11 protein-coding genes are annotated in these 12,045 nt (G+C 58.2%); 2 read left to right on the top strand and 9 right to left on the bottom strand.

All coding sequences use genetic code 11. The annotated features are described in order from the left end of the window. Positions 1–46: 46 nt before the first annotated feature. Both AC2FJE_RS21045 and AC2FJE_RS21040 read right to left on the bottom strand, forming a co-directional pair. On the bottom strand, positions 47–1,357 hold the full coding sequence (locus AC2FJE_RS21045; RefSeq protein WP_472722416.1) for an ammonium transporter: 1,311 nt from the start codon (positions 1,355–1,357) through the stop codon (positions 47–49). A gap of 33 nt (positions 1,358–1,390) precedes the next feature. Next, on the bottom strand, positions 1,391–1,729 hold the full coding sequence (locus AC2FJE_RS21040; protein WP_058273036.1) for a P-II family nitrogen regulator: 339 nt from the start codon (positions 1,727–1,729) through the stop codon (positions 1,391–1,393). Between the two features lie 257 nt (positions 1,730–1,986). Here AC2FJE_RS21040 and AC2FJE_RS21035 point away from each other — a divergent pair, with 257 nt between their 5' ends. Continuing rightward, positions 1,987–4,173 (top strand): transglycosylase domain-containing protein, encoded by a 2,187-nt coding sequence (locus AC2FJE_RS21035; RefSeq protein ID WP_496757924.1) that lies wholly within the window; start codon positions 1,987–1,989, stop codon positions 4,171–4,173. A gap of 48 nt (positions 4,174–4,221) precedes the next feature. Here AC2FJE_RS21035 and leuB read toward each other — a convergent pair whose 3' ends face one another. From leuB to AC2FJE_RS21000, 7 genes are all read right to left on the bottom strand, one after another. Further along, positions 4,222–5,325 carry a 3-isopropylmalate dehydrogenase gene (gene leuB / locus AC2FJE_RS21030; protein ID WP_058273034.1) on the bottom strand — a complete coding sequence of 368 codons (1,104 nt, stop codon included), beginning with the start codon at positions 5,323–5,325 and terminating at the stop codon, positions 4,222–4,224. Between the two features lie 166 nt (positions 5,326–5,491). Then, a complete protein-coding gene (locus AC2FJE_RS21025; protein WP_496761448.1) occupies positions 5,492–6,523 on the bottom strand; it encodes an endonuclease/exonuclease/phosphatase family protein in 1,032 nt (343 codons plus the stop codon). Next, complete coding sequence (locus AC2FJE_RS21020; protein WP_496757930.1) at positions 6,520–7,350, bottom strand: hypothetical protein; 831 nt, start codon at positions 7,348–7,350, stop codon at positions 6,520–6,522. Before AC2FJE_RS21020 ends, AC2FJE_RS21025 begins: the two co-directional genes overlap by 4 nt. 329 nt (positions 7,351–7,679) lie before the next feature. After that, positions 7,680–8,285: a 3-isopropylmalate dehydratase small subunit gene (leuD, locus tag AC2FJE_RS21015; RefSeq protein ID WP_058276554.1), complete on the bottom strand. Its 606-nt coding sequence runs from the start codon at positions 8,283–8,285 to the stop codon at positions 7,680–7,682. Positions 8,286–8,327: 42 nt separating this feature from the next. Further along, a complete protein-coding gene (locus tag AC2FJE_RS21010; protein WP_109311305.1) occupies positions 8,328–8,882 on the bottom strand; it encodes an HdeD family acid-resistance protein in 555 nt (184 codons plus the stop codon). Between the two features lie 37 nt (positions 8,883–8,919). Further along, positions 8,920–10,323: a 3-isopropylmalate dehydratase large subunit gene (leuC, locus tag AC2FJE_RS21005; protein WP_058276552.1), complete on the bottom strand. Its 1,404-nt coding sequence runs from the start codon at positions 10,321–10,323 to the stop codon at positions 8,920–8,922. A gap of 52 nt (positions 10,324–10,375) precedes the next feature. After that, positions 10,376–10,474, bottom strand: a complete 99-nt coding sequence (locus tag AC2FJE_RS21000) for an isopropylmalate isomerase (protein WP_108861670.1) — start codon at positions 10,472–10,474, stop codon at positions 10,376–10,378. 102 nt (positions 10,475–10,576) lie between these two features. On the opposite strand from AC2FJE_RS21000, the gene AC2FJE_RS20995 reads away from it, so the two are divergent. Continuing rightward, positions 10,577–11,929, top strand: coding sequence for a mechanosensitive ion channel family protein (locus AC2FJE_RS20995; protein ID WP_496761446.1), 1,353 nt, complete (start codon positions 10,577–10,579; stop codon positions 11,927–11,929). The last annotated feature ends 116 nt before the right edge of the window (positions 11,930–12,045 follow it).

Raw genomic sequence — 12,045 nt, 5'->3', positions numbered from 1 at the left:
ACCCGGGCGCGAACGCCCGGGTTTTTTGTTTTCGAGTGGCTGGCTCTTAGCCTTTCGAAAACTCTGGATAAGCTTCCATACCCAGCTCTGCCATGTCGAGGCCGTTGATCTCGTCTTCTTCGCTGACGCGGATGCCAACCGTCGTCTTCAGAATCGTCCATAGGATCAACGCGCCAACAAATGTGAACACGCCATAAGCTACGATACCGGTCAGTTGGGTGATCAGGTTTGCCTCGCCGTAGAAGATAACGGCGATGGTGCCCCAGATACCGGCAAACAGGTGAACCGGGATGGCACCGACAACGTCGTCGATCTTGAACTTGTCCAGCATCGGAACCGCGAAGACCACGATGATGCCGCCAACTGCACCGATCCAAAGCGCTCCGAACAGGGTCGGGGCAAGCGGTTCTGCGGTGATCGAGACCAGACCGGCCAGCGCGCCGTTCAGCACCATGGTCAGGTCAGGTTTCTTGTACAACACCTGCGTCATGATCAGGGCTGCGATAGCACCAGATGCGGCGGCCATGTTGGTGTTGGCAAAGATGCGGGAGACGTCGGATACGTCACCTACGGTGCCCATCGCCAGCTGCGAGCCGCCGTTGAAGCCAAACCAACCCAGCCAAAGGATAAACGTACCCAGGGTTGCCAGCGCCAGATTCGAGCCGGGCATCGGGTGAACTTTGCCGTCTTTGTACTTGCCAATGCGGGGGCCAAGGATCAGGCATCCCGCCAGAGCGGCCCAGCCACCGACCGAATGCACAACTGTCGAACCGGCGAAGTCGGAAAAGCCCATGGCATCCAGCCAGCCGCCGCCCCATTTCCACGATCCAGAGATCGGGTAGAGGATACCAGTCAGCACTATGACGAAGACCAGGAAGGGCCACAGCTTAATGCGCTCGGCCACGGCACCGGACACGATGGATGCGGTTGCTGCCACAAAGACCAGCTGGAAGAAGAAATCCGAACCGATAGACGCGTAGTCTAACGCCGCGTCTGCGGGCGCAACACCCACGGCATCAAGCACGGTCGGACCGCCAAGGGCAAAGAAACCATTAAAATCGCCCGGGTACATCGTGTTGAAGCCGACCAGCCAGTACATGATCGCGGCAATCGAAAACAGCGCGATGTTCTTGATCATCTGCATGGCAACGTTCTTGGAACGCACCAGACCGCCCTCGAGCATGGCAAATCCTGCTGCCATGAAGAAGACAAGGAAGCCTGCCATCAGGAACAGCAGGGTGGTAAAAATATACTGGGTGTGCAGCGCGGCTTCGCCCTCGGCGGCCTCTTGCGCCAGGCCCATCTGCGGCAGCACGACTAGCGCGGCGGCTGGGATGAGAGATTTCATCAGGTTCATTGTCAGTCCTCGAATGCTTTGGAGTGGCGGCGCTTACAGCGCCTCTTCGTTCGTTTCCCCGGTCCGCACGCGCAGCGCCTGCTCGACATCAAGGACGAAAATCTTGCCGTCACCGATTTTGCCGGTCTTGGCGGTTTTGGTGATGGTCTCGACGATTTGGTCGGCCATCGTGGCGGGCACCACGATTTCAAGCTTGATCTTGGGCACGAAATTCACCGCGTATTCGGCCCCACGATAGATTTCGGTGTGGCCCGATTGCGAGCCGAAGCCCTTGATCTCGGTCACCATCATGCCGCGCACGCCGGCCTCGGTCAGTGCCTCGCGCACCTCCTCCAGCTTGAATGGCTTGATTGTCGCAATGATCAGTTTCACGTCTTTCCCCTCTTCCTGTCCGGCAGGACCGGTTGTTTGCACCTGCAGAAAGAGAGCGTGACTGACCGCTGTTAGAAACGGTCAGGGCGGGTGAACGCAGGGGAAAAGGGGGGAAGGTGCACAATTTTTGCACAAAGAAACGTTTTTGCCCAAAAATCAGGCAAACTTTAGAGGCCGGTTAGCGGAATTTCATACCTCTACTTCGCGCCAGTGGCAGGGTATGGTGCCTCAAAATGATAACCGGGCAGAGTTTGAGCATGACTGAGTCCAAGCGCCGCAAGACATCGCTTGTTGCGGACAAAAGATACCCTTCCAAAGGGCGCAAACCCGCGACCACAAAGCGGACGACAAAGCCCGCCGGCAAAAAGGCGACGGCGCGTAAAACGTCGACGCGCAAAACCGCCCGAAAGAAAACCCGCAAGACGTCCGGTGGTGGCGGCGGCTTCTTTCGCCGCATGTTCCGTTGGATTTGGCGGTTGATTTGGGGAGTGACCTGGCGTGTGGGCGCGGTGGCTGCCATGCTGTTGGCTTTGGCGGTTGGGGTTGTCTACTCCTCTCTGCCTGACGTCGATGCTTTGCTAGACGGTCGGGCGCGCGGGTCGGTGACCCTGTTGGATCGGGACGGCAAGGTCTTTGCCTGGCGTGGGGACCAATTTGGTGGGGTGATCACGGCCGATACCGTCTCGCCGCATCTGAAGAACGCGGTCGTCGCGACCGAGGACAAGCGGTTCTATCGCCATTTCGGCGTCAGCCCGCGCGGTGTCGCAAGCGCTGTGCGCATCAACCTGAGCGAAGGGCGCGGACCGCTGTCGGGGCATGGTGGGTCGACCATCACGCAGCAGACGGCCAAGCTGTTGTGTCTGGGTGTGCCTTATGAGCCCAGTGAATGGGAATCCGAAGCTGCCTATGAGTCCGATTGCCGTCAAGGCTCGCTTTGGCGCAAGGCCAAAGAGGCGGTCTATGCGATGGCGATGGAGGTCAAGTATTCCAAGGACGAGATCCTGACCATCTATCTGAACCGGGCCTTCCTGGGCGCGGGTGCGCGCGGGTTCGAGGCGGCAAGCCAACGCTATTTCGGGATTTCGGCGGCTGAGGTCAGCCCGTCGCAGGCTGCTATGCTGGCTGGTCTGCTGGTGGCACCGACGCGCTATGCACCGACGAATAACCTTCAACGTTCGCAGGATCGAGCGCGGCTGGTGGTTGGCCTGATGGAGGCACAGGGGTATCTGACCTCGGCACAAGCAAGCAGTGCGCGCAGCAATCCAGCGCAACTGTCCGAAGCCGCGGCTGCGCGGGCGGGCGGTTATTTCGCCGATTGGGTGATGGCCAGTGGGCCCGAGTTCTTTACACGCAACACGACCGAAGACGTTGTGATCCGCACCACGCTGGATCAACGTATCCAGAAATCAGCAGAAGAAGCGCTGCAATTCATCTTTCAAGAAAAGGTCCGCGAGGGATCAAAGGCGCAGGCCGCGATCGTGGTGATGTCGGCGGACGGGGCCGTGCGCGGCATGGTTGGCGGGCGCAAGACCCGCGTGTCCGGCGCATTCAACCGCGCCACGCAGGCGCTGCGGCAAACAGGGTCTTCGTTCAAACCCTTCGTGTATGCCACCGCGCTTGAGCTGGGATATTCGCCATTGGATACGGTGGTGGATGAGCCCTACTGCGTGAACATTCCGGGCTCTGGCCAATGGTGTCCCAAGAACTACACCAACAAGTTTTACGGACGCGTCACACTGGCAGATGCGTTGAAAAACTCGTTGAACATCCCGGCGGTCAGAGTGGCCGAGATATCCGGGCTGGACAATGTCCGCACGGTGGCCAGCGAATTCGGTATCGATAGTGATCTGGCGCAAGGCCCCGCTCTGGCGCTGGGCGCGTCGGAAAGCACGCTGATCGAGATGACGGGGGCTTACGCCGGCATCCTGAACGGTGGCTCGGCGGTGGAACCCTATGGGCTGACCGAATTGAAGCTGTTGGGCGATCAAACCCCGGTCATGGTGACGACAACCGGCATTGGTGAGCGGGTCATCAACGACAAAGCCGCCAAACAACTAACCTGGATGATGGAGCGTGTTGTGTCTGAGGGAACCGGTGCGCGTGCACAATTGCCTGGTTGGCAGGTGGCGGGTAAAACCGGCACGACGCAGGCTGCGCGGGATGCGTGGTTCATCGGGTTCACGGCCGATTACGTAACGGGCATCTGGATGGGGTATGACGACAACACCCCATTATCCGGTGTGACCGGAGGCGGGTTGCCGGCTGAAATCTGGAAAGAAACCATGCTGCGCGTGACCGAAGGCATGACACCGACGCCGTTGCCGATGCTGGCCCCGGACCCACCGGTCAGAACAGCGCAACCGCAGCAACAGCGCCGTAAGAACCAAACCGGGTTGGACCGGGCTATCAACAATCTGCTGAACAACATCTTCGGTGGAAACTAAAAAAGGCGGTGCGCTGGGCACCGCCTTTTCAATTGAATGTGGGTCTGATCAGAGGCTGTCGTCAAGGGCGGCCAAAATCGCATCACCCATTTCCGTGGTCGAAACCGGCGTGACGCCTTCATCTGCCAGCAGGTCGCCTGTGCGAACACCGTCGGCCAGAACCTTCTCGATCGCGGCTTCAAGACGATCTGCTTCTTCAAGCTGATCAAAGCTGTAGCGCAGCGCCATGGCAAAGCTGAGGATACAGGCGATCGGGTTGGCTTTGCCCTGACCGGTGATATCCGGGGCCGAACCATGGACCGGTTCGTACATCGCCTTGGGGCGGCCATTCGCCATCGGAGCACCCAACGAGGCCGACGGCAGCATTCCCAGCGAGCCGGTTAGCATCGCCGCGCAATCCGACAGGATGTCGCCGAACAGGTTGTCTGTCAGGATGACGTCGAACTGTTTGGGCGCACGCACCAACTGCATCGCGCCATTGTCGGCATACATATGGCTCAGTTCGACCTCGGGGTAATCCTTGGCCACACGGTTCACAACTTCGCGCCACAGGATGCCCGATTCCATGACGTTGGCCTTCTCCATCGAGCAGACCTTTTTGTTCCGGCGCATTGCCAGCTCAAATGCCGAGCGCGCGGCGCGTTCGATCTCAGATTCGGTGTAGCGCTGGGTGTTGATGCCAACACGTTCATTGCCTTCCTCGAAGATGCCGCGCGGCTCGCCGAAATAGACGCCCGAGGTCAGCTCGCGCACGATCATGATATCGAGGCCGGCAACGATGTCTTTCTTCAGCGACGAGAAATCGGCCAACGCGTCAAAGCACTGTGCCGGGCGCAGGTTGGAATACAGGTCCATCTCTTTGCGCAGGCGCAGCAAGCCGCGCTCGGGCTTGAGGCTGAAATCCAGATCGTCGTATTTCGGGCCGCCAACAGCACCCAGCAGAACCGCGTCAACCTCTTGCGCTTTGGCCATCGTCTCGTCCGACAGGGGCTTGCCATGCGCATCATACGCGGCACCGCCGACCAGATCCTCGCTCACGTCGAATTCCAGGCCGCGTTTCGCACCGAACCAGTCGATGACTCTGCGCACTTCGGCCATGACTTCGGGGCCAATTCCGTCTCCGGGCAGGATGAGGAGCGAGGGGTTGGACATGAAGGATCTCCTTGCGTTTTACAGCACAGGCCCTAGCGCCTGCGCGGCATCGGGTCAATGAGACGATCCCGCCTGACGGCAAGGAAAATACAGGTTTGTTTCCGTTAGCGTCTGAAAATTGCGTCAGGTCTGCTTTGCAGGCCAGATCATGGCGCAAAGTGCCGTATCAGCGAGGCAGTGTCAGGTCGACCCAGATCAGCCGGTGACGGCTGGCGCTTTCGGCGGTTTTGCGTTCTTCAGAGCCCGCGAAGGGCCAGTGCACCCCGGAATCCACCACCTGCCATTGGGCCGATGGCAGGACGTAATCGACCCGCATTGGACCAACCGTTTTCCAGACCACCGTTGTCAAATCGCCTGAGGGGTCTTGGGGTGAAGGGTCCTGAAGGCGGGGGTCGTTCAAAAACTCTCGGATCGCCTCTTTGCGTCCATCACCTCGCATTGGGTCCAGATTGGCGTCACCCGCGATGACAAACAGACGATCGGGTTTGCGCCCGACTTCACCATCCATGACTGCGGACCAAAGGCGTATTTCGTCCTGGTTTCGCAGGCCATTGCGGTCCTCTGGCCCGTCAAACACTGGGGGTGAGGCATGAAAAGTCATCAAATCCAGCTGCCCTGCCGGAGTTTCAATGGGCACAATCCAATGCGCCACGGATGAGAGCCGCTGAACGTTTTGCGCCGGTTCTGATGGGTAGGGGCCTGCGTCATGTTGAGGCAGTTCAGCGCCGGGCAGTTCCAGCCATAGCAGGTCGGACAGGTCCTGAATCTGATCCGAAGCGATGGAATAGCGGGACATCACGGCCAGCCCACCTTGTCCGGTGAAGCGACCCCAACCTTGTGCGTCACCAGGGCCGCTGGTGCGACCATCTCCGTCCAGATCAAGATCCGTTTCCAGGCCGGAATTTGGTTGGGCTGCGAAAGTGTAGGGGTAATCCAATCCGGTCTCGCGCAACCGATTTGCCAGCGCCGCCAGCGCCAGCCCCTCGAAATCCCAGTCGATCCCCTGCAACGCAATGATATCGGGGCGGGTGTCCGCCAAAACGGCAACAACCGCCATCACCTGATCATCACCGCGGTGAATATCCCGCAACAGCAAGCCCGGACCATCGCGGCTGAGTTCTGTGTTGAAGGTGGCAATACGGATCGTCTCTGCCTGCGCCACAACGGGCAACAGCAGCAGGATCAGGATGCGGATCATGCGGTCTGCGTAGACTCGGCTGTGGAATAGGCGCGCCGTTTTTCGACGATCAGATTGGCAATGCGCAGGGTCGCCATGCCACGCATGATCATGCTGGCCGGTAGGAAGGCCCAGGCGCTGAGCGTCCAGATCAGGGTTTGAGGATTGCTCAGTGAGATCGGATCGGCATAGTCAGTCAGCAGTTTGATCAGCGCCGGGATCAGGAACGGCAGCAGAATACCGATGCAAATGTTCAGCCGACCGTCGCGCTGCAGGCGCGTAACTACGTCACCGCCTTTGGTGGGGTCGAACAGCGGAAGATTGGTCCAGACATTGAAGGCGCCATTTCCGGTCGGCCAGCCGCGCACTTTCACCGCATAGGCAAAGCTGGCGATCGTCACCAAAGCAGCGACATACGCGACGCTGGCAGAAATACGGACAAGTTCGATCAGGGGGGCGCTTGCGTCAGTCGGCAGCATCAGGATGATCAGCCGTACTGGCGAATAGGGAAAGTCGACCACATTCGCGACGCCCACACCGAAGGAGTAGAAAATTGTCGTCAGGCTGGTCGGCGTATATGCGTTTTTGCAGATCAACGTCAGGAACGTGACCATCGACATCAGGCCGACAAAGCGCAAACGGTTCACAGGTGGCGCATCGCGGAATTCGATAAAGCTGGGAAAGGAGGAGTTGTATTCAGCGAATGTCAGGAAAAACGCGAGAATGGCGAGAAAGACGACAATCTCGGTCCCATTCGTAGACGTTACAGGCAGGTACAACGCGGGCGTCAGCACCAAAAGTGCGACCAATAATCCCCGAATCGCCGCCCCTGTTGTGCGCGCAATCACTATCCAAACCCTTTCAAACCGGATTGACCGCTTCTTTGACGGTTTCGTCCCAACTTGTGCCCGATAATTATTATTCGACGGGTGCCTCTATTATCGCCAACACTGACGATAAGCGGCAATCCGCTCAAGCCAAGCTGCAGAAAACACGGAATTTCAGGCAAAAAGATGGCGAAACTGGTGCGCCTTTGCATCATTCCTGTCGCAAATTCGGCGTGTATCAGAGGGGGAATACCACATGTTGTGGTTGCTGGGCTGATAACCCCAAGAACGCGAAAGGGGTCGCCCAGGCGACCCCGATAGGTTGAGTATCCACAGATTCGTTCTTGGAATCACACCCAAGGGCGGGCTTGGCTTGCGTGATCCTCGAATTTGTCGATGTGGTGATCTTTTTCCATCGTCAGGCCGATATCGTCCAAACCATTCAGCAAGCAATGCTTGCGATGTGGGTCGACACTGAATTCGATCACAACGCCATCCGAGGTGGTGATCTGCTGATCCTCCAGATGCACGGTCATGCGGGCGTTTTCGCCTTTATGCGCATCTTCCATCAGGATCGCGTGGTGTTCTTCTTCGACCACGATGGGCAGGATGCCGTTCTTGAAGCAGTTGTTAAAGAAGATGTCGGCAAAGCTGGTCGAGATCACAACCTTGATGCCGAAATCCTTGATCGCCCAGGGCGCGTGTTCGCGCGAGGAGCCGCAGCCGAAATTGTCACCGGCAACCAGAATCTCTGTCTGACGATAAGCGGGTTTGTTCAGCACGAAGTCTTCGTTTTCGCCACCATGTTGATGGTAGCGCATCTCATCAAACAGCACGACACCAAGGCCGGACCGTTTGATGGTTTTCAGATGCACTTTCGGAATGATCATATCGGTGTCGATATTGATCAGCGGCATTGGGGCGGCCACCCCGTGGACTTTGTCAAACTTTTCCATGTCTACACTCCTGCGAGAGAGGGCCGCGCCCGTATCCCGCGTTTAAGCTTGTTTCGCTTCTGTTGTTGCGTCGTTGGGTGCGTTCCGGATGAAGAACGCCATAAAGACCAGGCCGAACCCGTTGAACAGCATCTCAATGCCCAGGAAGATACCCAAAATGCTCAGCAGCACCTGAGGATCGCTTCCCACATATGTCCAGATGATGCCCGCGAGGACGATCGACAAGATGCCCGAGATCATCGTGGGCCAGAAAAACTGTGTTCCTTTCATCTGGAACGACAGAATGACCCGCGCGATGCCGCCTGCCATGAACAGGATCAGCATCACGGTTGCCAGTGTCAGGGTTCCCTGCAGCGGGTGATCCAGAAAGGACCAGCCCAGAAACAGCATCACCGCACCCATGATGAGTGACAGAATTTTGTTGCCGGTACCTTCAACCGTAAAGCCGCCAACAACTTGCAGCGCGCCCGAGATGAGCAGCAACACACCGGTTACCACCGTCACGGCGACAGACGCCACAACTGGCGCGCCCAGTACAAAGATACCGAACGCTATGGACAGAAGCCCCAGCAGGAGCCATTTGACCCAGTCACTCATGTTTTCAATCCCTCAAATATCTAGATGTGAAGGGACCTTACATCAATTCACGGACGTCTGTCAGCCGTCCTGTGATTGCCGCTGCGGCAGCCATTGCAGGGCTCAGCAAATGGGTGCGTCCGCCCCGGCCCTGACGGCCTTCGAAGTTGCGGTTTGAGGTCGCTGCACAGCGTTCGCCCGGCTGCAACTGGTCCGGATTCATCGCCAGACACATCGAACACCCGGCCAGACGCCATTCGAAACCGGCATCCTTGAAAATCTCGGCCAGACCTTCTTCTTCAGCCTGTGCACGAACCAGGCCCGAACCGGGAACGACCATGGCACGCATGCCGTCCTTGACCTTTTTGCCCTTCAGGATCTCGGCAGCAGCGCGCAGGTCTTCGATGCGACCATTGGTGCAGGACCCGATGAAAACAGTGTCAATCTCGACGTCGCTCAGCTTTTGACCGGCTTCCAGACCCATGTACTCGATCGAGCGGCGGGCTGCGTCAACCTTGCCACCTTCAAAATCTTCGGGGTTCGGTACAGTTGCGGTGATCGGCAGTACGTCCTCGGGGCTGGTGCCCCAGGTCACGACAGGTGCGATGTCTTCGCCGCGCAGGGTGATGACCTTGTCGAAATGCGCGTCATCGTCGGTAAACAGCGTTTTCCACCATGTCAGAGCAGCTTCCCACTGGGCACCTTTCGGCGCGTGGGGACGGCCTTTGACATATTCATAGGTGGTCTCGTCCGGCGCGATCAGGCCAGCGCGGGCACCACCTTCGATCGCCATGTTGCACACTGTCATGCGGCCTTCCATCGACAGATCACGGATCGCTTCACCGCAATATTCGATAACATAGCCGGTTCCACCGGCAGTGCCGGTCTCACCGATCACAGCCAGAGTGATATCCTTGGCGGTCACACCCGGCTGCAATTTGCCGGTGATTTCCACCTTCATGTTCTTGGATTTCTTCTGGATCAGAGTCTGCGTGGCCAGAACATGTTCGACCTCGGACGTGCCAATGCCGTGGGCCAAAGCACCAAACGCGCCGTGGGTGGCGGTGTGGCTGTCGCCACAAACAACGGTCATGCCGGGCAGCGTCCAGCCTTGTTCGGGGCCGACGATGTGAACGATGCCCTGACGAACGTCATTCACCGGGTAATAGTGAATGCCGAAATCTTTTGCGTTCTTGTCCAGTGCTTCGACCTGAATGCGCGATTCGGGATTTTCGATCCCGTTTACGCGATCCGCAGTGGTCGGAACGTTGTGATCCGGCACAGCGATGGTCTTTTCCGGTGCGCGCACCGGACGACCCGCCATGCGAAGCCCTTCAAAGGCTTGCGGGCTGGTGACTTCGTGCACCAGATGGCGGTCGATATAAAGCAGGCAGGTGCCATCATCGGCTTCGTGCGCGACATGGGCATCCCAGATCTTGTCATAGAGTGTTTTGGGGGACATCGGTCCTCTCCCGTATGTAATGAGAAATAGCTGGCGAGTGGCTGGGCGCCGCTTATAGGCGGGCCAGAACCGTGCGGGCGGCCCCAAAGAACCGTTCACGCAGGCGCGTGCGGTCTTGCAGTGTCGGAGCAGGGGCCAAATAGACTCTCATGCGCCTCAGATATATCGCGTGTGCCCGTCAATCAAGGTTCAATCCGGCCTCGGGCTTGCATCACCCCGAGTTGCTGTCCAAGCTGCGTGTCAGGAGACCTGTATGAACCAAGACCTGATCCCCAGCTCGCTGTCGGAACTCTATGAAAACATGGTCGCGGGGTTTTCCGTGCAGTTCGGCAAACTTGTCGATCTGATCGTCACGCCGGGTTGGCGGCGGCACCAGTTGATCATCATCCTCGCCCTGTGGGCTTTGGCATATGTGCTCAAACTGGTGACGCAAAACCGGTGGGAAACCTGGGCACGTGCCCGCACCGGCTGGCCCAAATGGCGGCTGCGCACTCTGGTTCAGCTGATGCAGCGCCTAACACTGGTCTATTTCGTTTTGTTGTCCTGGACGCTGTACCTGTTCATGCAGAATGTGACCTGGCCGTCGCACAGTTACATTATCGGCGTGATCGCGACATTGGCCGCCGCTTGGCTGGCGATCGCGCTGGTGGCGCGACTTGTCCGCAACCGTACGCTGCGGCGGATCTTCAAATGGGCAATGTGGGTCTATGCAACACTGGTTGCGCTGAACTTGACGGATGATGTGGCTGAGTTTCTGGACGGCGTGGCGATTTCCATCGGTGATCTGCACATCTCGGCACTGGGAATTCTCAAGGCCGCTTTGCTGATCGGCGTGCTGCTGACGTTGGCCCGCATCGGGACCCGCACGGCCGAGCGGGGATTGCAGAGGAACGACGACATCACGCCTTCGATGCAGGTTCTGTTGGCCAAAGGCATTCAAGTTCTGCTGTACGGAGCTGTCTTTATGGCGGCCATCCGCACGCTTGGGTTTGATCTGACTGGCATCGCGCTGTTGTCAGGCGCGATCGGCGTGGGCATCGGTTTTGGTCTTCAAAAAGTTGTGTCGAACCTGATTTCCGGGATCATCATCCTGATGGACCGCTCGATCAAACCGGGCGACGTGATCTCGTTGGGTGACACATTCGGATGGATCAACGCGCTGGGCGCGCGGTATGTATCGGTGGTCACGCGGGATGGGCGTGAATACCTGATCCCGAACGAAGACTTGATCACCAATCAGGTGGTGAACTGGTCGCATTCGGACCGTTATGTGCGTCTGGATCTGGACTTTGGCACCAGTTACGACGACGACCCGCATCAGGTGCGCGCAACCGCGATCCGGGCAGTTAAATCGGTGAAACGTGTTCTCAGCGGCGGTTCACATGAGCCGGTCTGCCATATAACCGGGTTCGGCGACAGCAGCTTGGACTATGTGCTGCGGTTCTGGATCAGCGATCCGACCAAGGGGCTTACCAATATCAGGGGCAATGTTTACCTCGCCCTTTGGGATGCTTTCAAGGCCGAGGGGATATCGATTCCTTTCCCTCAGCGCGAGGTTCGGTTGCTGTCGGACGGCGCAGAGCAGCAACAGATCGCCAAAGAGTGAGCGCCTGTGCGGCCCCTAAAGCGCCCGTTCATTGAAATGTTGCATTCCCCTTGTTACCTTATTAGTACCCCTGCGCCGGGGTTTGGCGGCGCGCAACAAAGGAGGACTATGTCCTG

The organism is Ruegeria sp. CDSC002 (genome assembly GCF_059610905.1).
The sequence above is the reverse complement of the archived record's forward strand: the minus strand, read 5'-3'. Positions and strand labels throughout refer to the sequence as shown.

What these genes read in the sequence shown, in the direction of transcription:
- AC2FJE_RS21045 (WP_472722416.1), bottom strand. Translation starts at nt 1,357, where the DNA reads ATGAACCTGATGAAATCTCTCATCCCAGCCGCCGCGCTAGTCGTGCTG.
- AC2FJE_RS21035 (WP_496757924.1), top strand. Translation starts at nt 1,987, where the DNA reads ATGACTGAGTCCAAGCGCCGCAAGACATCGCTTGTTGCGGACAAAAGA.
- leuB (WP_058273034.1), bottom strand. Translation starts at nt 5,325, where the DNA reads ATGTCCAACCCCTCGCTCCTCATCCTGCCCGGAGACGGAATTGGCCCC.
- AC2FJE_RS21025 (WP_496761448.1), bottom strand. Translation starts at nt 6,523, where the DNA reads ATGATCCGCATCCTGATCCTGCTGCTGTTGCCCGTTGTGGCGCAGGCA.
- leuD (WP_058276554.1), bottom strand. Translation starts at nt 8,285, where the DNA reads ATGGAAAAGTTTGACAAAGTCCACGGGGTGGCCGCCCCAATGCCGCTG.
- AC2FJE_RS21010 (WP_109311305.1), bottom strand. Translation starts at nt 8,882, where the DNA reads ATGAGTGACTGGGTCAAATGGCTCCTGCTGGGGCTTCTGTCCATAGCG.
- leuC (WP_058276552.1), bottom strand. Translation starts at nt 10,323, where the DNA reads ATGTCCCCCAAAACACTCTATGACAAGATCTGGGATGCCCATGTCGCG.
- AC2FJE_RS21000 (WP_108861670.1), bottom strand. Translation starts at nt 10,474, where the DNA reads ATGAGAGTCTATTTGGCCCCTGCTCCGACACTGCAAGACCGCACGCGC.
- AC2FJE_RS20995 (WP_496761446.1), top strand. Translation starts at nt 10,577, where the DNA reads ATGAACCAAGACCTGATCCCCAGCTCGCTGTCGGAACTCTATGAAAAC.